Below are 23,697 nucleotides of genomic sequence, written 5' to 3'. Positions count from 1 at the left end.
TAAAAATTTGACCATATTGAAGTGCACCTTGTATTCCTTTATTGTACCCATTAATGAAAATAATAAAGTATTAAGTTTAAAACCCATTCCATTCTCTAATTCAAATTGAAAATGTCCGAAATTATTTCATCACTTCCAGGCAAAAACATAAATATCGAGAATGAAATACATAATATTCCTACAAATACCAAGCCGAACTTTTTGTTTTTAAGTAGCCCTTTGACTAATAAGAATATTCCTACAAATAATATTAAGAAATACCAAAACCCCAAATATTCACCTCATTTCAAATCTAATAATAGGACGTTACAACTCGTTACAAGTTCTGTATATTCAGATTAAATAAATTGGAACATTTCTATAAAATCATCACAAGTCTATTCTGGCATTGTGAAGTAATTAGCCCGATTGGGATATCGATGCAATCGCATATAAAGCACTCGGGCCGCATCTAAACTAAATTTATTTTCTTTCCAGAACTTTAATAAGCTTAACTAGCCAATATAATACCACCCACGGTAGTATAAACTTCGTAGTCCATTCAATGAACCTTGGAACAAAATAGACTGCATTTATTCCTAGAATTCCTAGAGCAAACCAAAGCCCTAACATTATCACTACAGCGATTAATATATTTGTTGTAGATTTATCCATTCCTTTTGACTTTCTTGATAAATTCCGAATAGCTAGCACAATTAATGTGACAACAACTAACAGAATAATTAACTGGATTACAACGATCTTTAAATCCTGCCAATAATCATAAGATGTCAGTTCTTCCAAAGTAACACACCCCCGCAAAGTCAATAGTATAATTCCTCAAATTGGCTCGTTTAAAGCACAACTTTCTTCCGTTACTGCACCTTGTAAATGGAACTAAAACGGCAGGCTTTGAAAAAGCGAAATCGTTAGAACTAATGCCGATAAAGATCCTGCAGACAGTAATGTTATCATTTTTCGCCATTTTATCTCTTTTGAAGTTTTTACAGCCTCTGGGGGAACCGCAATCCATATCACAGCAGAAACTATGGCAAATATCGAAATAACTTCATTAGACATAGTTAATACTACTTTATTATTCTATTATAGGGCTGGATTCCAATATAGACCATATCAAATTCATTGCAATCGCTCCCGATTCGGGAATAGTCCTTCTTCCGCAACTTCCCCAGTTTATAAGACAGGCGTTATTGAAATGTATCAGGTTCGTCTATAACGATACTTCCCGATACATTAATCTTGTCCCAGATCCACGCCTGATAAATTCGATCGAGTTCAACTCCTAATTCTTTTTCATCCAGACTTTCATCAATCTCTAATTCTTCAAAAGTAAATGTCTCTCTTGCCTCAGTACCTTCGAATGTACTACTGGTAAATGAAAAAGTTACTGTTTTAACCAGTTCACTCAACTCCCACTAATCATTACTTTTTTCTGAATCTGGCCCGATTGTTATGTAATCCTTCATGTTAATTTTAAAAATCAGCGTTATCTAATTCTTCGTCAGTATTCTTATTCATTAATCTAATTACCCCACCAGTTAATGGTTCTTCGCTTTCAAAATACCAGATATACAAACCTTCTAATCGGAACCTTTCTATCTCATCTTGCGGCAACATCGCCAAATTGAGTATAGTGGCTTGTTCTTCATTGACTTGCACAATTCGGTCATCACCTTGCTTGATTAAACCATAGATCAAATTCTCACCATGCCCTTGGAATCCATTTAGACTATCACTATCATAATTTCTTTTACTGGCCATTGGACTCCAAGTCAGCGTATCTACTTTCCATCCAAACATTCTTTTTTGAACATAAACAGCACCCAAGTTTTCCTCGTTTTTTATAAAAAAGAAAAGTGCTTTGTCATTTAACTTGTATCCAGGTATTATGGACAAATCATTATCAATTTCAAATAGTGCTTCTTGAGATTCAGAGTATGAATTAGTTTTTTCAGATAGTACCCAAACAATAGCTATAATTACTGCTACTAAAAGGGCAGTTAGTAACCACCTTTTCATTAATTCACTGTCCTTCCTAATACAACTAATTGGCCCGATTGAGACACTAACCTTCTGCCGTTAAAGCAACCGATAATTTAAGATCACTACATCACAAACTATTAATTTTCTAATAAAACATCGAATTCTTTAACATAGACTGCATTTCCAGTAATCTCTATGTCGTAATTATCTTCATTCTTAGAAACTTGTACCATGACTCGCCCATCTTTATCAATTTCATGACCTTGCTCAACTATTAGATTTAACGGTTCTTTAGAATTGTTATTTATGTATTTAGCATAGTATGCACCCATTACACCTGAAGCCGTCCCAGTTACCGCATCTTCAATCGTGCCTGAATATGGTGAAGAAAAGTGTCTTGCGTGCATGTCAGCGCCAGAATCATAGGTTCCCATACAAAATGGATGAACAGATGCTTTTGGCATTTCTTTCAATACAGCAGGGAACTTTTTATTATCTGGTTTCATTTTTTCAAAAGTTTCTAGTTCTTTAATTGGGATTAATAATGTCCAGACACCCGTGCTACCGAACAGGACTGGTAAATCATCATCAAGATCCTCTTGTTTTAATCCAATTGAGTTGGCTAAGTCTTTCTTCGAGCCTTTAAACTTTTCAAACTGTGGTGTAGCCTGTTTCATTGTAATATAAATTTCATTATCAACAGTTAAATTTATTTTTATTGGTAAAATTCCCGCCCTTGTTTCAATTGTAATATCTGTTTTGTCACCCAATAATCCTTTCGTTTTTAACGCAAAGAGAGTTGCCATGGTTGCGTGACCGCATAAATTCATTTCATGACCTGGCGTAAAAAAACGTATTTTCAAGTCTGCTACTTCTGATTTTACAGGAAAAGAAGTCTCGTTAAATCCAGCTTTTAAAGCTATCTCTTCCATTTCTGCATCTGTCAATTCATCCCCGTTTAAAACCACTCCGGCAGGATTTCCCTTATTAGGTATTTTACTAAAAGCATCATAATGATATACCTTGATCGATTTCACAACCCATTCCTCCATTAGTCAATTTATTACTCCGTAATATTTTACCGTTCATTACTAAGTTCTTCCCCAACTAAATGGCCCTTCAACGACATAATCCTTATTCTAGAATTGCCCCCTTAAGCTGAAGATGGGTTTTATCCACTTATTAGGAATACTCTTCAGGTTTAAGTGTATAAACTACTTCACCTTTACTATTGTAAGCAATATATTCAGCTTTATAGATATTATTATTTTCAGTTTTAAATAGTCCAAACCTTTCACCAGAACCTTTGGATAGAAGGTCAAAATCATTTAATATTTTCTCGCCTATTTTGATTCTAACTTTACTTATTTCATTATCAAATACTCTAAGTAGAACAGTATTTAATTTTTCTTCCTTGTTAAATGGAGACTGGAAAAATGAAAGATGAATAGGTTCATTAATTCCCTCCGGTTCAAAGGTGAAGTCCTGTTTGAATTTCCAAGAAAATAAAGATTTCTCGAGATACATTTCGCTTTCTGTACCATCATCATTTTTGATAAAAGCTATAGATTTATTACCATCCAATAATTCAATATGCTGTATGTTTATATTATTCCCACGGCTTTCAATTTCATTTGTAAGTTGTTCCTTATTAATTCCTTGAGGAAGAATTAGTAATACTAAAAAAACTATCAAGGCAATAATAATCACTAAGCATTTTTTAGATTTTAAGATGTTCATACATTCTTCTTCCTCTCGATAGCCATTGTAACTAAAACTCTTATGAGAAGACGTTTCAAAACATCACCCCAGTTATCCGTTAATTCGTAATCTTGCCCTATTCTGGTACAACTTTTATTCCGTTAATGCCCCGTTTGATGAAAGTTGGTTCTGATTGGATATTATTTCTCAGTAATTTACATAATTTAATGCTTTTCACTATACTTACTTTTCTCAAGAACTTCATCGGAAGACATATTAGTCCAATCAGTAATTGAAACATTAGTATTTTCGTCTATAAAGCTTTCCATTATTTTGTTCCCGATTTTATAATTTGCCCATCTGGGAAGTCCTTTTACTCCATCGCCAAGGAAAAAAAGATCTTTAATTAATGAGTCAGTTGAACTTACGTTTTTCTGAAGTACTTGCCATGTTTGAATTTCATCTTTGCCTGTTGAAAAATCGCTCCATGGCGTTTGAATTTCTGGGTAGATGATTCGTGCGAACGTATCTGCTTTTCCTTCCACCAGGACGAAATCTAATAAGGAATCATCCATTGCAAATTTTTTATTTTCGAAAAAGACTGTATGATGATACTCATGTGCAACTGAAAATTTTAAATTGCTCTCTTTAAGGAAAGGAGGAGCAATTTGGATTGTCATAAAGCTTTGATCCCAGGCAGCACCTGCCACACCTTCGTTTCGTCTTAAAGTAAACGCGTCATCTGGATTGGCAGGAAGAACATAGACGTATTTTGTAACTCCGGGCTGTAGCTGGTCAGCTGAATCTTTTAAAGCATTAATTATCAAATCCTTGATAGTATCATGGTTTTCAATTAGTGATTGTAGATACTTATCTAAAAGAGCCGGACGCGTCGGAGTTCCAAAGCCCCACTGTTGTAAAATCCATTGGCCATCTCCACCACCTAGTGGATTTATAACAGTTTCCATATATAATTCATCTAAATTGTCTGGTTGTTCTTTCGCTTTTTCAACATAGTCTATAAAATTTTGATAAAAATATATTATTTCAAATACTTGACCATTATATGTGAATGTATTAAAGTTTGGCACATTTTTTTTAGTTGCTACTTCTTCCTTCACTGAGTTCTGTATGGCTTGTTCTGAAGCCTTTCCATTATTTTCACGTGATGGACTAGACTCTTCAGGGTCATTACTACAACCTAATAGAGACAATATTGACAAAGTAAAAAAAAGAACTATTAATTTTCTCATTTTTTCCCCCTAATCCCCCGTTTGATGAATGGACGCTTTATTTATAGTACTCCCCGTTGCTTGGAGCGGAAGACGGATGACTCCGGAGGGATCAGCGAAAGCCGTAACGAAGAACGGCTTTTGCGAACAAAAGCGAAGCGTTGAGAGCATATCTTTGCACTCGCCTTGAGACCCCTCTGGGCGCATGCTTTTCGCGACCGAGATGACTCAAGCCACGCCAAGCGTGCAGTCTGGACCGGAAAGCAACAGTTTGTATACTTCTTACTGGCACGTTTGTTATATTGCCACACAATCCATTTGTTTACACTATTGTATCAAATTTTCTAATTAATTATCGAACTTTATTTCAAATAATCAAACTTTTTACAAATTCATACCTAACAGTTGCAATAGTTAACTTCAGCTATAATTGCTATGACTGTCTTCCTGACCAATCAAAAAAAGTGACCTCCCATTCCCTTTGTCAAAGGAACTAAATGGAGGTCACTCTTTTAAAAGCTTTTTGTAAACTACGTATAACCGCTCTTCATGCGTTCAAGCTACTGTGATTTTACGTTTATTCTGAACATCCATCATAGTAAATTGATAAAACATGGTGTTTTTACCTATAACTGATTAGAACTTTATCAACCTCTTTTCAGTTTCCGATACCGTCCTCCAGCCACAAGTATGGCTGAATACAGAACCAGCACAATACCCAACACTTGCCACCCATGCAGCTGATCATGGAGAAACAAGACACCCATCAGTACAGCCACTATCGGTTCAATCGTCGCCAAAATGGATGCCTTCCCTGCTTCCAAATATTTTAGTCCAGATGTATACAATACATATGCGGCAACTGTTGAAACCAACGCCAACAGCAAAGCCGAAATCCACACATCGGCATACTGAAATTTATCCACCTTACCAAAAATATCACTCGTCAATAACATGAAGATACTTGTATAGAAAAACGTATATGTAGTGATGGTCAACGCAGAGTATCGTTTTGTGACTGGTTTTGTAAAAATACTATAAAGTGCATAGCAAAAACCTGAAAGAATTCCCATGAATAGCGTCTTACCCGGAATACTTTGCGATCCTAGCGGGAGTAGTCCTACCACAAAAGCACAACCGGTAATCGCAAACGCAAGCGCCCACCCTTTGCGAATCGTTAGAGGTTCCTTAAAGAAGATTCGAGACAGAATCGTGACGAACAAGGGACCGGTGTACAAAAGCGTCACCGCTAGGGACAAGCTTGATTGAGAAAAGACTTCGAAATAAAAGTAGTTAAACAGCGCAAGACTGAAAATCCCCGCGCTCGCGAAAAAAAGATGATCTTTTAAGCGAGTGCGCAACTGATCTCTGAAAAATAAAACCATGACCAGAAGCAAAAAGATAAAACTAAAAATCCCCCTGATGGCCACAACATCCCAAGCCGTGAAACCTCTTGCATACAACGGTGCGATGAATAATCCAATCAGCCCCCAGCAAACTGCCCCCGCTATAGTCATCAGATAAACTCTAAGTCCTGGTTGTGTTTCCATCCCTCTCCTCCTACTCATATAGCTATGTATTTTCCAAATTTAATCATACAATATTCAATCAGTGATATATAGACTAACTTGAAATGTACGCAAGGTTTTATAGGAGACCCCCCTCGCTTATATAGATGACAAAATGCACCATATCCTCTGATGAATACACAAACAAAAAAGTAACCACCTTGCATGCTCACTGATAAGCATGTAGGGTGGTTACCCAAATTACTATATTCAACTAATCAATCGTTATCTTTTTGTATACGACTAATTACTGCACTTTCTGTAAGACAATTTCATCCTCAACTACGTCGAAACTCACTTTTCCACCAGTCTCTTCTTCCAATAAAAGATCTGTCAGAGGATCTTCGATTTTATCTTGTATCACTCTTCTTAGTGGACGAGCTCCGAAGCGTTTGTCATAACCTAACTTCGCGAGTGTTTGCTTCGCTTCTAGTGTGATTGTGAGGTTAATATCATTTTCTTCAATGCTTTCTTGAAGATCTAAAAGCATCAAATCTACAATTTCTAGTAAATCGTCTTCTGTTAACTCGTTGAATGCAACAATCGCGTCGAAACGATTTAGAAACTCTGGCTTAAAATAATCACCTAGTGTTTCAAGCATCGTCACTGACTCATGTTCTGTCTGATTAAATCCAACGCTCACTTTTTTAGCAACTCCTGTTCCTGCATTGCTTGTCATAATGATGACCGTGTCTTTGAAACTTACTGTACGACCATGTGAATCGGTTAATCGACCGTCCTCCATAATTTGAAGGAACATATTTTGCACATCGGGGTGTGCTTTTTCAATTTCATCGAGTAACAATATTGAGTAGGGATTTCTGCGAATTTGTTCCGTCAATTGACCGGCTTCTTCATGACCAACGTAACCCGGAGGTGAACCGATGATTTTAGAAATCGCATGTTTCTCCATATATTCACTCATGTCCATACGGATTAACGAATCACGAGAACCGAATAGCTCTTCCGCCAAGACTTTAGTGAGTTCTGTTTTCCCAACACCTGTTGGTCCGATAAACAAGAACGATCCGATTGGGCGATCTTTTGATTTCAATCCAGCCCTACTTCGACGAATTGCCTTTGCGATTTTTTCGACCGCTTCAGATTGACCAATGACTTTTTTGCCAAGGTTTTCGGCAAGACCTTTCATTTTCGCTTGCTCTGCAGCTTGAAGTTTCGTCACCGGAATACCAGTCTTCTCTTCTACAATCAATTCAATATCCTCTACTGCTACTTCAGAATGCCCTGCTTCTCCATTTTGTTTTCCTTCATCTAATTTTTCTCGTAATTTCACTTCTTCTGCACGCAAGTTGGCTGCTTTTTCATAATTCTCCTGATCTGCTGCATGCTCTTTTTGTTGAACAATTTCTTCCAGGCGCATTTCAAGTGAGTCTGAATCACCTGCTGATGTCTGTTCCAGGTTTAATCGTGCTCCCACTTCATCCATCAGGTCAATTGCTTTATCCGGCAAAAACCGATCTTGGATATAGCGTTGTGATAGCGTCACAAATGCTTGTACCGCTTCATCTGAATAGCTTACGCCATGAAAGTTTTCGTATCGATCTTTAATACCGTTCAAAATTTTATTCGTATCTTCTGCAGACGGTTCTTTAACGATGATTGGCTGGAATCGACGTTCGAGAGCAGCATCTTTTTCAATTTGTCGATATTCTTTAAGTGTTGTTGCCCCGATAAGTTGTAACGTGCCTCTAGCCAAAGCTGGCTTTAAGATATTTCCTGCATCCATCTGAGATCCTTCGGTTTTTCCAGCACCAACTAGTAAGTGAATTTCATCCACGAACAACAAAACATCTTTACGCATTTCCAATTCTTCAATCAGTTGCTTCATCCGCTCTTCAAACTGTCCTCGGATTCCCGTATTGGTAACAAGTGATGCAACATCCAGCACGTATACCTTTTTGTTTAGCAATTTCGCTGGTACATCACCTTCATGGATTTTCACTGCAAGCCCTTCAGCAATCGCCGTTTTACCGACACCCGGTTCCCCAATCAGAACCGGATTATTTTTATTTCTTCTATTTAAAGTTTCGATAACGCGCTTAATTTCCTGATTACGTCCTATGACTGGGTCTATTAATCCTTCTTGCGCATCATCAGATAAGTTCTTAGCCAATTGGTCTAATAACCCTGGTTCGTGACTTTCTGGTTCTCTCACTTGCGTATATGTTTGTTTCGCACCATTTGCCTGATAAGATTCATTTGAGAATGACGGTACGTTGCCCGCACTAAGTTGGCCATTTAATTCGTGAAAGCAGGACCTGCATAGATTTACCTGCATCGCTTGCTGATTTACTTGTAGCCGTAAACTCATTGTTGCTTGGTTTTTTTCACAATGTTGGCATTTCATATTAGGTTCCTCCTCAATATTTCAATATAGATTTGACTTTGACTATCTTTAACCTTTACTCTATTTTACAATGACCTTATTTGACATTCAAGAAATTTGCTTGTGTAGTTTTAATTAAGTTATGACACGTTCTTTTAAGAATTCGAATCACAAAAGGTTTTTAGTAAACACTGAAAACAATGTCTTTTGCGTTTGGTTGAAGCTCTTTTATATAATAAATGAACAGAGTAAAACAGTTGTAAGATTAACTACTTAACAGTATCTTTCAACACATACTCATTCGAAACTGATGAAAGAAGGAATTAGCAGTCTATGAATATTCTTATTAAGCTGATTCAAGTAGCGTTTCTTTATGGGTTTTATGTAATCGGAAGCTGGCTACATGACATTCTGCACATCCCACTTCCGGGTAGCATCATTGGATTATTGTTAGTATGGGGAGCTTTGAGCACAAAGCTGATAAATTTGAAATGGATTGAATCTGGGGCACATTCCCTGTTATCGGTTTTACCGATATTCTTCATCCCTGCAACTGTCGCTGTCATGAATTATGGTCACTTCTTTTCAGGCAAAGGCAGCTTGTTAATCCCGATTACAATCGTTAGCACGTTTTTGACGATGGGCGTGGCTAGTTTTGTAAGCCAATCGGTCGCGAAGTGGATGGACAAGAGGAAGGCGGGATCTGAATGCAGCTGATCATACTATCATTGGGATTCATACTATTGACGATTGCGGTCTATTTTGCAATGACTGTACTCTACATGAAGGTCCATTTGCCGTTTTTAGTACCTATTATCACAACTACAATCGTCATTATCCTAATTCTAGTTCTTTTTAATATTCCTTATGAAACTTATATGGTTGGCGGCCAGTGGATCGATAAGCTACTCGGCCCTGCCGTAGTTTCGTTGGCGATTCCTTTATATAAACAAAGAGAATTGTTAAAACGTCAAATCTACCCGATTACAACTGGAGTTTTGGTTGGATGTTTAACGGGCATGGTTACTGGTGTGTGGCTTGCGAAAAGTGCAGGGTTTTCAAAAGAACTAGTCTTATCCATTTTGCCTAAATCCATTACGACTCCAATTGCGATGCAAATTGCGACGCAAGTAGGTGGAATTCCGGCACTTTCAGCTGTGTTTGTCATTATTGCGGGAATCAGCGGTGTACTACTTAGCCACTATTTTCTCGCGTTCTTTAAGTTGGACAGCACACTTGGCCGTGGAATTGGGTTAGGCGTTGCAACCCACGCAATCGGAACGTCAAAAGCGATTGAATACGGTGAACAGGAAGCTTCGTTGAGTTCTGTCGCCATGACCCTTTCCGCTATTTTCGGATCATTACTGGGGCCAGTGATTGCTTTGCTATTTTATGGATGATCGCGATTGTCACCCGCATAGACTGGATGTTAAATCATCCGGTCTTTTTTTATTGCTATTTATCCTACCACCTTTCTATTTTTCCTACACTTGAATACGTATTTTGTGAAAGGTATCTGCACACCGACTAATCTTGGTATTTTGAACTTCCCCGTTTGACTAGCACTCTTCTATTTTTATAGCCGTTGTCCATCCTATCCCCCTCCTTCCCAGCATCCACCTATCAACCTGAATGGTTGTGAAAATTCTTTTAACAAGATAAACTTAGTGAGACGAACCATCTTGAAAGGAGAATACATATGACTTATAAACCTGACACAGCTGAAACAAAAGAACTGATTCAACAACTCGTATCAATCCCAAGCCCTTCAGGTTACACAAAAGAGGTAATTGCTTTTGTTGAGGAATACTTGAAGCAATACAATGTGGAAACAAAGCGCAACCGGAAAGGCGGCCTCATTGCTACATTACCAGGTAAAAACAACGCGGAGCACCGAATGCTTACTGCCCACGTCGACACGCTTGGTGCTATGGTGAAAGAGGTCAAGAGCAATGGACGTCTACGCCTCGATTTAATAGGCGGCTATAACTACAATTCGATTGAAGGCGAATACTGCCAGATCCACACGGCTTCAGGTAAGACGATCACAGGTACGATATTAATGCATCAAACGTCTGTACATGTCTATAAAGATGCTGGCAAAGCAGAACGAAACAAAGTGAATATGGAAGTGCGTATTGACGCTAAAGTCGAGAATGAGAAAGAAGTCCGTGCACTTGGTATTGAAGTGGGTGATTTCGTGTCACTCGATCCACGTGTTGAGATTTGTGGCAATGGGTTCATCAAATCACGTCATCTGGATGATAAAGCCAGTGTCGCAATTCTACTTCAGCTCATTAAACAAATTCACGAAGAAAAAATCACGCTACCTTATACAACACATTTCCTAATCTCCAACAATGAAGAAATCGGTTATGGTGGTAACTCCAACATACCTGCTGAAACCGTTGAGTATCTAGCGGTCGATATGGGTGCTATGGGAGATGGCCAATCTACGGATGAATATACAGTATCCATCTGCGCAAAAGACGCGAGTGGCCCGTATCATCTTGGTCTCCGTAACTCCCTTGTTGAGTTAGCTAAACATAATAACATTGCATACAAGCTTGATATTTATCCGTACTATGGTTCAGATGCATCCGCAGCTATCAAAGCAGGACATGACATCATCCATGGTCTGATAGGTCCAGGTATCGATTCTTCCCATGCGTTTGAACGTACTCATGAGGAGTCCTTGGATTGTACGCTGCAGTTGCTCTATCATTATGTGCAGTCGGATATGCAGCGATATTAATAGTCAAAACGAAAAACCCAGTGACCTGTAACTTTTCAGGGCATTGGGTTTCCTTATGTTTAGATATCTAAATCATTTCATGCGTAATCAAGATAAGACTGTCTGCAGATAGAGAGACATCTTCGAAGGCTTTACCTAAATCATTGACTACATTAACAAATGAAACGAGCTCATTTTCAATAGTGTTGTTTTGATGTTCGGTCTCGTCCATCGTTTTTAATATCTCTTCAAATTGAACTTCTGTTTCGTTCATCCTACTATTTCCCTCTTTTACCGCAGTCCTTATTTTTTCGATTGATTGAGTTAACTTCTCCGTTTGAGAATTTGTATCTAAAATCAATGTAGATACATTTATAATTGATTTTTTCGTTTCCTCGGAAAGTTTACGTACCTCTGCAGCTACAACCGCAAAACCTTTTCCTGCATCCCCTGCACGCGCTGCTTCTATTGCAGCGTTAAGTGCTAACAAATTAGTCTGGTCTGCAATGTCAGTTACGATTTTTATAATCCCTTGCATTCTGGACGATATATCAAATAATGATTTTACATCTCCTGATATATCATTGACAAAGAAATTGATATTCTCCATATTTGTACTTTGATGGTTCAATTGTTCTTTCCCTCTCAAGGATCGTTCCTTTGCCAAAGTGGACAATTTTGAGCCTTCATTAGCCATGTTAGCAATTTCATTTGACTGAAATCTTAGTTGTTGAAATGAAGCATTGGTTTCTTCAGATATAGCCGCAAGGTTTTCCGAAGCACTAGTTACTTTGTCTTTTATCCTATTTTGTTCTTTTTCTTCTTGATCTCTTACTTTATCAATCTCATTATCATACGCTTCAAGAACTAGTTGTTGTTCAATATTCAATATTTTGGATACAGCCATTATCGCTAGAACACATTCTTCTTTATCCTCTATATTCTCATCAATGATATTCAGTAAGGATAGAAGAAGATCCTGAAATGCACACATATACCATTTTGTTTTTAACCCAATTTTATAATGGATTTGGGCAATACGGATTCTTTTTTCAAAATACGTATGGTCAATAACCCCATCAAACATTTCAGTAATGTGTTGTTTAAGAGTTAATTTCAATCGATCGGTCGAACTATTACTATTGACGATATTTACCAATGAAGGCTCCTTTTCTAAGTTTTTATAAAACCTATCCATAATTGGATCAATATGCTCAATAATAAATGGTTGTAGGCAATTGATAATACGAAGATCTTCTTTTGTTAAGTCAATCATGTTTAACTGATTTTCAATATCGGTATCCTTAGGTATGTATAATTCCGACTTAGCTTTGTCACTTAACACCTTAACACCTGTTTTTTTCTGTTTTTTAAAAATCAAAGAAGTTCCCGCCAATCTACCCTAATTTACGATCAGGGTATATCATACCACCCCCGCAACAAAAAGTAATTAATTATATTCATGACCTTAGACTTATTTTCGCGTGTTGTATACCATGTCATTTTATGAACTAAAAGGCACCACGTATCTATTCTGTTTCTACTTTCAATTGCTGCCGTCTCACAATTTTAACTTCTAGTTGTACTTTGCATAGGCAACTATCACCAATGTGGGACCATGTGAGAAGACTAATCTTCGGATGAATACACAGTTTCCATCTGCAGATAGTGCGCGAGCGGCCGTATCATCTTAGACTGGCAAACTGCATTTTTTGAGTTATTCTAAAAGAACGACCTTGCATACAAGCTTGATATTTATCCGTACTATGGTTCAGATGCGTCCGCAGCGATCAAAGCAGGACATGACATCATCCATGGTCTGATAGGTCCAGGTATCGATTCTTCCCATGCGTTTGAACGTACTCATGAGGAGTCCTTGGATTGTACGCTGCAGTTGCTCTATTATTATGTGCAATCGGATATGCAGCGATATTAATACTACAGTGTAAAACCAGCGACCTTTTTCCGGATCGCTGGTTTTTTAAAATTCCTTGCGAGGCGATAATTTTTGTGGCTTTCTAAGTAGGAGTATGCAAAGTTCTTGGTGTCAAAAAACAGAGGCTAAAACCAATGGAGATGCTGGCTTTATTTCAAATTTATTTTAGTCCTCTCCTTTTCAATTCCTTTTCTTGTTTTTTAGCCTTTTCCGTTAGGATGTACGAGTTTTTATATACACCATAAACAATTAGAACAAATGGAATTGCCGCCACTAGTACACCAGAGAAGGCTCCAATGCTTGCTGGATTGAACCAGGTGAACTGAATACCAATCGTGTGTAAAAACAAAAAGACAGCTGAAGCCAAACCACCAAACAATCCGATATACTGTTTTAATTTATCTGCATTCACTTGAATCCCTCCTTTCTTAGCTACTCTTTCAGAAGAAATGTGAGCGTGTGTATACCATCTTTTTATACATCTTCCATTGGCTACTATCTATTTTATGCATAGAAAAAAAGACATCCTGTGAGGGATGTCCAGCAATGCCTGTTAACTCTTAATTTCTGATCTCGTAATCCCCTTAAAGGAACCTTTTTCACATTCAGGATTACTTTCTCCACCTGTGCTTTAAAACAACATTCCTTTTAATCCACTGTTACTGACAGTTCTTTCACTTTTACCGAAGGCGAACCGTACCCGCCCGGAACGAATTTCAAATCAGATCCAACCGATACGATTCCATTCATATAGTCATAGAAGTTTCCTGCAATAGTCATTTGTTTCACAGGGGACGCGATTTTTCCATCTTTAATATAGAAGCCTGATGCGGCCACCGAGAAATCACCTGAAATGGTACTCGTTCCTGAGTGAAGACCCGACAAATCTGTGATCAACACACCTTCTTCTATAGTCGACATCAATTCTTCCTGGCTGTCTACCCCTGGGGCAATGTATAGATTATCAGGTGCAACGGATAGGGTACTTTTATAGGACGCTTTACTTGCATGACCTGTTGAGTCAACGCCTTCTTTTTTAGCAGTTTTCCGATTATGAAGAAGTGTTTTTAAGGTGCCATCCGAGATGATAATCGTTTTTTTAGTTGCAACGCCTTCTCCGTCGAAATTTCTACCTAATAACGCTTCAGGATGGAAAGGATCATCTACAAGACTAAAGTTTTTCGCTCCAATTTCTTCACCAATTTTGTCTTTCAACAATGACTGGCCTTTCTGCGCTTCTTCAGCGGAAAAGATCGGTGTAAATGCTGCTAATAAAGAAGCCGATGCATCATGTCGCATAATAATCGGATACTTCCGTGATGGAATCGATTTCTCTCCTAAACTTGAAATTGCTTCTTTCCCTGCTTCATTAGCAATCTCATCAGCATCCAAGGAATTGAAATCTCTTGTCAATCGCACCGCGCCACCTGTCTTCATTTCTTCCCCATCTTTAGCAACGGCGTAAATGAAAACAATAAGTCCATTCGTTTTGTCTTGTAAAGAAAGTCCTTTGTTGTTTGTAAGAACTCGATCCTGTGAAAAGTCTTGTAGTACACAATAATTTACCGAGACAATACGTGGATCATAAGCGAGAGTTTTCTTTTCTACTTCTTTTATAAAAGCGATTTTTTCTGGAATTGAGACATTCGCAAGCTCATCACTATAACGGGAGTGCTCTGAGTAGTGTTCACTTCCTCCAAAGATATCCGTTCCGTCATCTTCATCAAGCGCGTCTGCATTCGCTTTTGCACCCTCGATTAAGAAAGAAATGGAATCATCATCAATTTTTTCTGTGTACGCATAGCCCATTTTCCCATTGTACAAGCCTCTGAATCCAACACCGCCTTCTTCAGAAGTTTCATAGCTATCAATTTCCCCTTCAAATATCTTCACTTGAAACGAGTTAGATTTTTCATAGTAAACCTCTGCCTCATGAAAACCAACATCCTGTGCTTTTTTCAAAAGTTCTTCCTGAAATAGTTGAATGTCCATTGTTATTCCCCCTTTGTCCCACCAACGGTAATCTCACTGACACGCAACATGGGTTGGCCGACATTTACGGGGAGACTACCACTGACAGACCCACACATCCCTGCACCATGCGCCAAATTGTTGCCGACTTTATCGACTAGCTGCAAAGTTTTCGCACCATTCCCAATAAGCGTTGCACCACGAATAGGACGACCGATCTTACCATCTTTCACCAAATACGCTTCAGCAACGGCAAAGTTGTAATCTCCAGTTGCTGGATTCACTTGACCGCCACCCATATATTTCGCGTAAATCCCATTTTCTGTAGATGCAATGATTTCTTCTGGTGTCGATTTCCCTGGTGCAATATACGTGTTCGTCATCCGTGAAGTTGGATTAAATCGATACGATTGACGACGAGAAGAGCCAGTCGCTTCCGCATTCATACGACGCGCGTTGAATTTATCGATCATATACCCTTTTAAAATCCCATTTTCGATCAACACATTTTTACGTGTTCTTTCACCTTCATCGTCAATTGTCAGAGAGCCCCACTCATTTGGGAGCGTCCCATCATCAATATACGTCACAATATCAGGAGCAACCTTTTCACCGATGCGATTCGCGAATACAGAGGTGTTCTTCGCAACCGATGTCGCCTCAAGTCCATGGCCGCACGCTTCATGGAAAATCACACCACCAAATTCATTATCAATGATCACCGGGAACTTTCCGCTTGGACACTCATCCGCACCAAGCATAGTCACTGCAATACGTGACGCCTCTCCTGCGTAATGTTGAAGATCCAGATTTTCGATGAATTCAAAACCAGCATGTGCTCCTGGACCGTAGAATCCACTCTGCATTTCCGCACCTTCTGAAGCTGTCGATTGAATCGCAAGTCGTGAATGGACACGTTTATCCTCTACGAACTTGCCTTCTGAATTGGCAATTAAGACATTCTGTTCCTCATCATAATAACGAAGTCCCACTTGGCGGATGCGCTCGTCATAATTTCTTGCAATTTCGTTCGCCTTTCTCATCACTGCTACTTTGCGCGCATTCTCAACGGTTTGTGGCAGTTGAGCAATGGTATGAATCGGTTTTATAACTTCCTTTTGTAAGGGATGGATAATCCCATTTCCGCCTCCACTAATTGCTAGAGCAGCTCGCTTCGCCGCTTCTATCAACCCCTCTTCAGTAAAGTCAGAGGTGTACGTATACACATTTTGAAGTCCTGAGAAAATCCGGATACCAATTCCGAAGTCACGCCCCGATATACTTCTTTCAATCTTGTTACTTTGTAACTCAATCGAATTCACAAACTTGTCTTCTATGAAAACCTCAGAGAAATCACCGCCAGTCGATAACGCGGCTTCTAACACATTTTCTATAACGGATTGTTTAATCATTCCTCATTCCCCCTCCATTTGGATTATAACCTACATTTTGTTAGAATACATTGATTTAGGTTACTATTCAGTTTTATAATCCCCCACTACTAGTACAGAGCTGAATTAGCCACCGTCAAAACCGGCAAAGCACACACACGTCCTATGCTCCACGTGAAAATGGCCACCTTCTATTTAGGCAGCCTTCCATTGTATTCTCAGGAATATCTCAATTTTCATGAACTATTACATAAGCAGTCAATCTAATAATATTCAGACGAGAAATGACATTCGTTTTAGATATTCAACTTATCGTTTATACTTAGACTCATAACTTCACTATGGAGGATTAGACAATGGAATTTAAAAATATCGATCAACAAATCATTCAGAAGTATAAAGAAGATGAAACTCTTATGGTGAGACTATTTGTCCAATGGTGTGCCAATCATGACCTTGACTCACAAACTCTCTATCAAAAAGCATACCCAGCACAACCGTTAAATGTACTCTTAAAAGAAGTGTTGGAAAATGATGATGGATTTGACGAACTTCACATCGACAACGAAACGATGCTGGATGTTCTCCAAATGTTCGGAAATGACGACCTGGCATTTGTAGTAGCCGATGAAATTCAGCGTTTGAAAAAGTGATTTGTACATACAGTCAAAAATAGTTAGTAAGGTATGCTGCGTACCAAACTTTCATGTTTGTTAAATCATTCATGTCTGTTTCGGACTCAGCAACCTTTTAATTTACTTCCCGTAAAAGCTCTCACTTGGACTTCAAACTAAATATGATTAGTAAAACTCCAGCAAACAGACAGACAATCCTCGTCAAAGAGATCTTTTCAGTGAGCCCACTCAGTGCAACCCCTGTTGTGACAACCAATATAACTGGGCCCACTAAAGCGAGCATGCTATTAATGTAGAAAGCCTTCTCCAAATCATTGTACTTGTACATTAATGCAGCAGCTGATATTTCTATACTCCCTGAAATCACCCTTAACAAAATGATAAAAAGTAACGCCCTTTCAATAACTGTGACCACATCCCCTGTAGTATTCACACTTACTATATGCAACCTGTCCACGCAATATTTGAAAGACCTTCCGTTGTATAACTAGGAGACAATTCTGAGTAGCGTCTGATATTATTCATCCACTGATTTAAATGCCAATTTAGAATCTGAATGCCTTTACACCAGGTCTTACTTTTCGTTCAAACATTCATGAATTTCCCTGTAATTTTATAAAATTAACGCGAACAAAACAGCCTAGCAGAATGGATCTGCTAGGCTGAGTCAACTTTAGCTATTTGCATATGAAACTTATGTGTTCGCCAACCATATCACTCAGGCTTTTTCATCAAGTTAAACCGTTCCACACGTTCTTCAAACCCAGCATCCAGCAATGCCTCCACTTCGATTTTCCCGAACAGATCAAAATGGGGGTAATCTTTTTTGTAGTCAATCCATTCAGGCTTTAACCCATATGTTTGTCCCCACTCCATCAGGCGATCGAGATTCGCACAGCCTACCTTTGTCACAGTCTTGCAACCCGGAAAACGGTCATCTAGCCAGTAATGGGTAAGAAACGCAATCTCTCCAGCACGGACCGCCTCTTTCCAAGCACTCAATTCTGTACGATTAGTTCCGAACGCCATCAGTCTGTCCCCCACTGATTTCCGTTTCTTTTTTACTGTTAAACATGTCATCACCTCTGTTGTACATTATACAAAACAATAGCGTACCTGCGCCTATAACCTTCGTGATTGCTCAAACATTCATTATTGTTTCGTGTACTTCTCTTTTAAGATTGTGGCATCTCATTTTTCTGCTTTTTCTTAAGAGAGTTCCAAATTTTAATTGACACCGCAAATACAAATACTAATGATCCTATAACAAAGACTAGACCACCTGTAGATTCAGTAAGGCTACTGCCAATATAACTATATAATATCCTAAGAGGAGTACTCGCAATAATTATGGTTATCATGTAGGTGAAATATTTTATACCTACGGAAGCTGATAAAAAACAGATTACATCGGCTGGTGCTATCGGACAAATAATTCCTAGTGCTAGAAATTTGTAATTGTGAGTTTCCAACAAACCGTTCAACTCCGAATGTCGATTCATTAAATACTTTTTCAACCTATTACCAGCAAAACTCTTAGCAATTACATAAACCAAGCTTTCACTCACTACGATTCCTACTGTTGATAATAGAAAAGCGTCAATTGGACTGAAGCATACTCCAGCTAAAATCATAAGAGTTGTACCTGGGATAAGAAATAAAAGCCTAATAATCCATAGAGCTATAAATAGTAAGAGTGCATAATTCTTGTTTTTGGAAACGAACTCTTTCACCGTATTCACATCAAGTGTCACTAAATCTAAGTAATTTAATATACAGACAAATAAAATCCAAATGGCAACTATAATTAAATTCTTTTTCAAATTTTCTCTTCTCCTTAAGTCTTTCCATATATACATAGTAAGAAAGGAAGATTAAGAAATACACCTTGAAATCATTAAGGATTCTTAAGTTTTTCAATATATAGGGCTTATTGAATTTACTTAAGTAATCTAAGGAATGAACCACAGTGCTTACCTACAATTCTGATTGGCAAATGACACGGAATCTTGAGTAAAAGAATCGTTTCCGAAATAAAAAGGGATGTATAGATATTACCTATACATCACATGTTCTACCGTTTTAACTGATACGCGCCAAAAACCTTGTTCCCTAATCCAGAAAGATGTGGCTCATCACCCTAACACACATAGTCTTTCACTTGTAGAGCGTCTTATACATCTTTACTCTGTAGAGGTTGTTCAACAGTAAAATTCATCCAACCATCCTTGTATTCCGCACGAATTTTGCCATTATGAAGTTCTACGATTCTTTTGGAAATCGAAAGCCCAAGGCCAGCCCCTTGTGCATCTATTCTCGCCTTATCTCCCCTAAAAAACCGTTCAAACAATTTATTTACATCTTCTCCTGGTGGAAAGTCCACTCTGTTTGATACTTGTAAAACTGCGGTATTCCCTTTAGAGACAAAGGTTATTTGTATATCAGAAGGTTTAACGCTGTATTTTATCGCATTCATAAACAAGTTTTCATAAACACGAACCATTTTTTCTATATCTATTAAAACAGGGATGTCTTCATCTGTAATCGACGATCGAATATATAATTGGTCTTTCTCAAATATCGGAATATATTCTCCTACTATTTGTTGCAACAAACCCGCCAAGTCAACTTTACTGAGATTTAAGCTAACATCAGGACTTGATAAACGTGTAAACTCAAACAGTTCATCAATTAGATTTTTTAGTCTTTCCGATTTTGAATAAATGGTTTCAAAGTATTCCTGATATTGACATTCATTATTATAATGCCCATTTTTTATTAAATCCAAATAACCAATAATTGAAGTCAATGGTGTCCGCAAGTCATGGGAAACATTAGTAATCAACTCATTTTTAGTCTGTTCTAATTGTCTCTCGTGTATAAATTTATTTTCTAACTCCTCTGACATATAGTTTATGTTCTGAACTAATTGTGTTAGCTCGTCCTTGCCTTTACTCTCGATTGTTAGTCCCAGCTTTCCGTCGGCAATGTGTTGAACAGTTTCAGAGATAGATTTCAAATATTTCACTTTTCTACTAACCAGCAATATAAAAATTAATATGAAAGTTAAGATTGCTATAAAAATCCATACTACAAACATTAAACCGCCTTGAAATGCACTGAATTCAGTAGGTGAGTACATACTACTATACAAGTAAAATAATAGTCGAGAAAATACGATCATTACAGCAATAGTAACAAATAAACTAATTACAATTGTAAATAGAAGCTTTACGGTTAGTTTATGCCTAAACTCCATATTCTTCATATTTTATATCCTACTCCCCAAATCGTTTTAATGTATATTGGATGTTTTGGATTCACCTCTATTTTGTCTCTAATATTTGTAATGTGTACCATTACTGTACTATCAGATTTAAAAAAGTCCTCTTTCCAAACTGCTTCGTATATTTTTTCAATACTTAAGACAATTCCTTTGTTCCGAGCAAGAAGTTCTAATATATCAAATTCTTTTGGAGTCAACCGAACTTCTTTTCTTTGTACAGAAACCTGATGTGTATCTGTATTTATCGCTAAATCACCTATTTCAATAACTGTCTTATTGATAGATGAATCAGTATTGCATTTTTTATATCTTCTTAATTGGGATTTCACTCTAGCAATTAACTCCAATGGGTTGAATGGTTTAGATAAGTAATCATCGGCACCAGAAGCAAGACCTTGGATTTTGTCCATATCCTCAGTTTTTGCCGAAAGCATAATGATAGGCATGTTACGCTCTTCTCTGATCTTCAAGCAGGCTTGAATGCCATCCATCTTCGGCATCATGATGTCTAGAATAATTAGATCAAACTCATTTTTATCGAGCATTTTTATAGCTTCAATAGCATCTTCTGCCTTTTGAGTTTGAATTCCTTCATTTTCCAAATATACCGAGATAAGATTTCTGATTGCGATATCGTCGTCTACAATTAAGATACTTGTCATTAAGAAATCCCTCCGTCTATTTTTTTGAAGTAGTACAGCTAAATATGTACGCAGGTGGAAAATTTCTATACTCTCTTTTCATTTCTAGTTTGGTGAAAAATTGTTCAATGAATACCTTTTTTATTTTCGTGTATTGAAAAGTAATGAATTGCCCATCCTCTTTTAAAATTTTTGCCGTGTTTGATAAAATTTCAGATGAAACACTTGTCGGTAGACTCGAAAAAGGAAGTCCAGAAATGACGTAATCCACATAAGGAATACCATATTCTCTCATGTATCGTTCAATATTTTCTGCAGAACCATATACAATGAATAAATTATTTGTCTCTCTATATTTTTCTTTGAGCAAGGTATAAAATTTCTCATTGTTTTCCACCAATAAAATCTTCGTCATTGGATCTCTTTTTTCAATCAATTTCTCCGTGAATACACCTGTACCCGGACCATACTCAACTATATATTCCGCCTCCTTAAAATCAATATTCTCAATAATTTTCTCACCAAGAAAACTCGAACTAGGAAGAAGAGCTCCCACTGTTTTTGGATTGACTAAAAACTGAATTAAAAAAGATACTTTTTTCACATTTATCCTCCTCTTAGGTTGAATCGATAATTATATTCTAAAATTCAAACCTTAAGAGGGAATGGTCAAAATCCTTAAGAATTCTTAAGAATGCTTGAGTGGTATTTTGAAAAATGATAAAGCAGAGTTCTTTACTGTAAAGTAAATAATGTTGCACATTGACAGGGAGCCCCCTAGCGTATGATACCCACACCTAGAAGTCAGCCACAATAAAAGCTATCTGTACTCAGAGAAGATACCATACTCAAGTATTGCCATGTTAGGTTGCAATGTGTTATTTCAATGAAAAACTATTCAACTAATTTTCCCAGCATATAACTAAATCGTATCACATAGTAATTTGAGACAGTCTCTAAATTCATTTTAAATTAATAAACATAAAAAAACCTTCTAACTAAGGGGTTAGAAGGTTTCAGACTGTAGACAAAAGGGTTGGAAATCGAAATGATTTCCAACCCTTTTGATTTTTGTTCGTATAAATCTGCAACTGGTCAAGAGCCGTTGATCTCCGTTCCGGTCGGACGCTTTCCAGGGGGCTTGCCCTCAGCCTCCTCGTCGCTTTGCTCCTGCGGGGTCTTCGCGCTGCGCTGATCCCCCAGGAGTCGCCGCCCTGCTCTCCAATCAACTCGATGTCCCACAGGACATTCCATATGTATGTGCATTTCCCCTTACAGGTGGGATCCATGTCCAGTTGGCAAGTTTCTTCAGATTTTGGGCAGCGAAAGTAAGCATCGCCTGCATAGACATTTTTTTAAGTCCCCTCAGGGTTGTCCATCGCATACCATGCTTCTCTTTGGCATCGGCAAAGACTCGTTCAACCGTCTCTTTGCGTTTCCCGTATATTTCTTTGATTTCATAATGGTGTCTCAAGTCTTCTGCTACATCTAGATAGTCTTGCCAGATATGACGCTGTATAAGCTTTTGTTGATTTTTACTTTTCGTACACTGATCGATTACTGGACAAGATGCACAAATGGAAGGTGCCGATGCGTATTGGCGATACCCTTCCTTCGTTGTCGTACGGTAATTGAGCACTTGTCCTTCTGGACAAAGATAACAATCGAAATGCTCATCATAAACGTACTCATTTTTCTTGAAGAAGCCTTCCTTTGTCATAGGCCGTTTATAAGGAAGCACCGGCAATATCTGATTTTCTAGGAGAAAGTTTGCAATAGCTGGTGTCTTATAGGCAGCGTCAGCGGCGACAGCCAGTGGACGTTTTACCTTATCGATAATTTTCTGGACCAGCGGTTGAAGCATATTGCTATCGTGAACATTACCTGGAGTGACGATAGTTGCGAGCACAAATCCTCTTTCATCCGTGGCTGCGTGAAAGGAATAAGCAAACTGCTTTGTTCGCTCATCTTTTACATAGTAGCCACTTTCCGGATCCGTTGTAGACTCCTTGATTTCTTTATGCTCGTCCTTTTCAAACTTCTCTGGTGGAAATGGTTTCTTCCCGTTCTTCTCACGATCTATGTTGAGCTCTTCTTGAAGCTTTTGCTCATAGGCTCTGCTCTCTTTACGGACGACTTTCTTTTGGAACTTCCGTTTGTTTGCACTTTCTTTCACGTGTGTCGAATCGATAAAAACGTGTTCCGAGCTAAGTAGCCCACGATCTGCGACTTCCTTTAGTACTCGATAAAAGATCTGTTCGAATAGATCTGT

23 protein-coding genes and 1 pseudogene are annotated in these 23,697 nt (G+C 38.0%); 5 read left to right on the top strand and 19 right to left on the bottom strand.

The genetic code is table 11. The features are described 5' to 3' along the window. Positions 1 to 462: 462 nt before the first annotated feature. The 8 genes from ACR65F_RS04715 to ACR65F_RS04680 form a co-directional block, all read right to left on the bottom strand. Entirely contained in the window at positions 463 to 783 is a 321-nt protein-coding gene (locus tag ACR65F_RS04715) for a hypothetical protein (RefSeq protein ID WP_440503457.1), read from the bottom strand. Between the two features lie 404 nt (positions 784 to 1,187). Beyond that, positions 1,188 to 1,409: a hypothetical protein gene (locus tag ACR65F_RS04710; protein WP_231567286.1), complete on the bottom strand. Its 222-nt coding sequence runs from the start codon at positions 1,407 to 1,409 to the stop codon at positions 1,188 to 1,190. Between the two features lie 64 nt (positions 1,410 to 1,473). Beyond that, the gene (locus tag ACR65F_RS04705) at positions 1,474 to 2,019 is read right to left on the bottom strand and encodes a hypothetical protein (RefSeq protein ID WP_039044145.1); all 546 of its coding nucleotides are present in this window, start codon (positions 2,017 to 2,019) and stop codon (positions 1,474 to 1,476) included. A 101-nt stretch (positions 2,020 to 2,120) separates the two neighbouring features. Continuing rightward, positions 2,121 to 3,020: a PhzF family phenazine biosynthesis isomerase gene (locus tag ACR65F_RS04700; protein ID WP_039044146.1), complete on the bottom strand. Its 900-nt coding sequence runs from the start codon at positions 3,018 to 3,020 to the stop codon at positions 2,121 to 2,123. Between the two features lie 145 nt (positions 3,021 to 3,165). Next, positions 3,166 to 3,723 carry a hypothetical protein gene (locus ACR65F_RS04695; RefSeq protein ID WP_039044147.1) on the bottom strand — a complete coding sequence of 186 codons (558 nt, stop codon included), beginning with the start codon at positions 3,721 to 3,723 and terminating at the stop codon, positions 3,166 to 3,168. 185 nt (positions 3,724 to 3,908) lie between these two features. Next, positions 3,909 to 4,937: a DUF2268 domain-containing putative Zn-dependent protease gene (locus ACR65F_RS04690; protein WP_039044148.1), complete on the bottom strand. Its 1,029-nt coding sequence runs from the start codon at positions 4,935 to 4,937 to the stop codon at positions 3,909 to 3,911. Between the two features lie 626 nt (positions 4,938 to 5,563). Further along, positions 5,564 to 6,466: a DMT family transporter gene (locus ACR65F_RS04685; protein ID WP_440503456.1), complete on the bottom strand. Its 903-nt coding sequence runs from the start codon at positions 6,464 to 6,466 to the stop codon at positions 5,564 to 5,566. Between the two features lie 265 nt (positions 6,467 to 6,731). Further along, complete coding sequence (locus tag ACR65F_RS04680) at positions 6,732 to 8,852, bottom strand: ATP-dependent Clp protease ATP-binding subunit (RefSeq protein WP_440503455.1); 2,121 nt, start codon at positions 8,850 to 8,852, stop codon at positions 6,732 to 6,734. Between the two features lie 312 nt (positions 8,853 to 9,164). Between ACR65F_RS04680 and ACR65F_RS04675 the strand changes: the two genes are divergently transcribed. The 3 genes from ACR65F_RS04675 to ACR65F_RS04665 all read left to right on the top strand — a co-directional run bounded on the left by ACR65F_RS04675 (position 9,165) and on the right by ACR65F_RS04665 (position 11,586). Beyond that, on the top strand, positions 9,165 to 9,548 hold the full coding sequence (locus ACR65F_RS04675; protein ID WP_440503454.1) for a CidA/LrgA family protein: 384 nt from the start codon (positions 9,165 to 9,167) through the stop codon (positions 9,546 to 9,548). Then, positions 9,539 to 10,231, top strand: coding sequence for an LrgB family protein (locus ACR65F_RS04670; RefSeq protein WP_440503453.1), 693 nt, complete (start codon positions 9,539 to 9,541; stop codon positions 10,229 to 10,231). Before ACR65F_RS04675 ends, ACR65F_RS04670 begins: the two co-directional genes overlap by 10 nt. A gap of 299 nt (positions 10,232 to 10,530) precedes the next feature. Further along, on the top strand, positions 10,531 to 11,586 hold the full coding sequence (locus ACR65F_RS04665) for a M42 family metallopeptidase (protein ID WP_440503452.1): 1,056 nt from the start codon (positions 10,531 to 10,533) through the stop codon (positions 11,584 to 11,586). A gap of 67 nt (positions 11,587 to 11,653) precedes the next feature. On the opposite strand, the gene ACR65F_RS04660 is transcribed toward ACR65F_RS04665, so the two are convergent. Further along, positions 11,654 to 12,946 (bottom strand): protoglobin domain-containing protein, encoded by a 1,293-nt coding sequence (locus ACR65F_RS04660; protein ID WP_440503451.1) that lies wholly within the window; start codon positions 12,944 to 12,946, stop codon positions 11,654 to 11,656. Positions 12,947 to 13,303: 357 nt separating this feature from the next. Here ACR65F_RS04660 and ACR65F_RS04655 point away from each other — a divergent pair. Beyond that, positions 13,304 to 13,501, top strand: a pseudogene (locus ACR65F_RS04655) (peptidase M42); the annotation flags it as partial. A 160-nt stretch (positions 13,502 to 13,661) separates the two neighbouring features. On the opposite strand, the gene ACR65F_RS04650 reads toward ACR65F_RS04655, so the two are convergent. The 3 genes from ACR65F_RS04650 to ACR65F_RS04640 form a co-directional block, all read right to left on the bottom strand. Continuing rightward, the gene (locus ACR65F_RS04650) at positions 13,662 to 13,913 is read right to left on the bottom strand and encodes a phage holin (protein ID WP_039044156.1); all 252 of its coding nucleotides are present in this window, start codon (positions 13,911 to 13,913) and stop codon (positions 13,662 to 13,664) included. A gap of 236 nt (positions 13,914 to 14,149) precedes the next feature. Continuing rightward, on the bottom strand, positions 14,150 to 15,493 hold the full coding sequence (locus ACR65F_RS04645; RefSeq protein WP_440503450.1) for a TldD/PmbA family protein: 1,344 nt from the start codon (positions 15,491 to 15,493) through the stop codon (positions 14,150 to 14,152). Between the two features lie 2 nt (positions 15,494 to 15,495). After that, positions 15,496 to 16,884, bottom strand: a complete 1,389-nt coding sequence (locus ACR65F_RS04640; RefSeq protein ID WP_440503449.1) for a TldD/PmbA family protein — start codon at positions 16,882 to 16,884, stop codon at positions 15,496 to 15,498. A 335-nt stretch (positions 16,885 to 17,219) separates the two neighbouring features. Here ACR65F_RS04640 and yxiS point away from each other — a divergent pair, with 335 nt between their 5' ends. Next, complete coding sequence (gene yxiS, locus ACR65F_RS04635; RefSeq protein WP_440503448.1) at positions 17,220 to 17,516, top strand: protein YxiS; 297 nt, start codon at positions 17,220 to 17,222, stop codon at positions 17,514 to 17,516. 121 nt (positions 17,517 to 17,637) lie between these two features. On the opposite strand, the gene ACR65F_RS04630 is transcribed toward yxiS, so the two are convergent. From ACR65F_RS04630 to ACR65F_RS04600, 7 genes are all read right to left on the bottom strand, one after another. Further along, a complete protein-coding gene (locus tag ACR65F_RS04630) occupies positions 17,638 to 17,913 on the bottom strand; it encodes a YqhV family protein (RefSeq protein WP_197054129.1) in 276 nt (91 codons plus the stop codon). A 299-nt stretch (positions 17,914 to 18,212) separates the two neighbouring features. Continuing rightward, complete coding sequence (locus ACR65F_RS04625; protein ID WP_039044160.1) at positions 18,213 to 18,527, bottom strand: hypothetical protein; 315 nt, start codon at positions 18,525 to 18,527, stop codon at positions 18,213 to 18,215. Positions 18,528 to 18,673: 146 nt separating this feature from the next. Continuing rightward, positions 18,674 to 19,321, bottom strand: coding sequence for a TVP38/TMEM64 family protein (locus ACR65F_RS04620; protein WP_440503447.1), 648 nt, complete (start codon positions 19,319 to 19,321; stop codon positions 18,674 to 18,676). 350 nt (positions 19,322 to 19,671) lie between these two features. Beyond that, positions 19,672 to 20,766, bottom strand: coding sequence for a sensor histidine kinase (locus ACR65F_RS04615; RefSeq protein WP_440503446.1), 1,095 nt, complete (start codon positions 20,764 to 20,766; stop codon positions 19,672 to 19,674). Next, on the bottom strand, positions 20,763 to 21,446 hold the full coding sequence (locus tag ACR65F_RS04610) for a response regulator transcription factor (protein WP_440503445.1): 684 nt from the start codon (positions 21,444 to 21,446) through the stop codon (positions 20,763 to 20,765). The genes ACR65F_RS04615 and ACR65F_RS04610 overlap by 4 nt, the downstream gene beginning before the upstream one ends. A 16-nt stretch (positions 21,447 to 21,462) precedes the next feature. Further along, entirely contained in the window at positions 21,463 to 22,029 is a 567-nt protein-coding gene (locus ACR65F_RS04605; protein WP_440503444.1) for a class I SAM-dependent methyltransferase, read from the bottom strand. A gap of 621 nt (positions 22,030 to 22,650) precedes the next feature. Then, positions 22,651 to 23,697: IS1182 family transposase (locus tag ACR65F_RS04600; protein ID WP_440503443.1), on the bottom strand; the 1,047-nt coding region annotated here is incomplete at its 5' end.

The organism is Sporosarcina sp. SAFN-010 (assembly GCF_059415065.1).
This window is presented reverse-complemented; position numbering and strand designations above follow the sequence as displayed.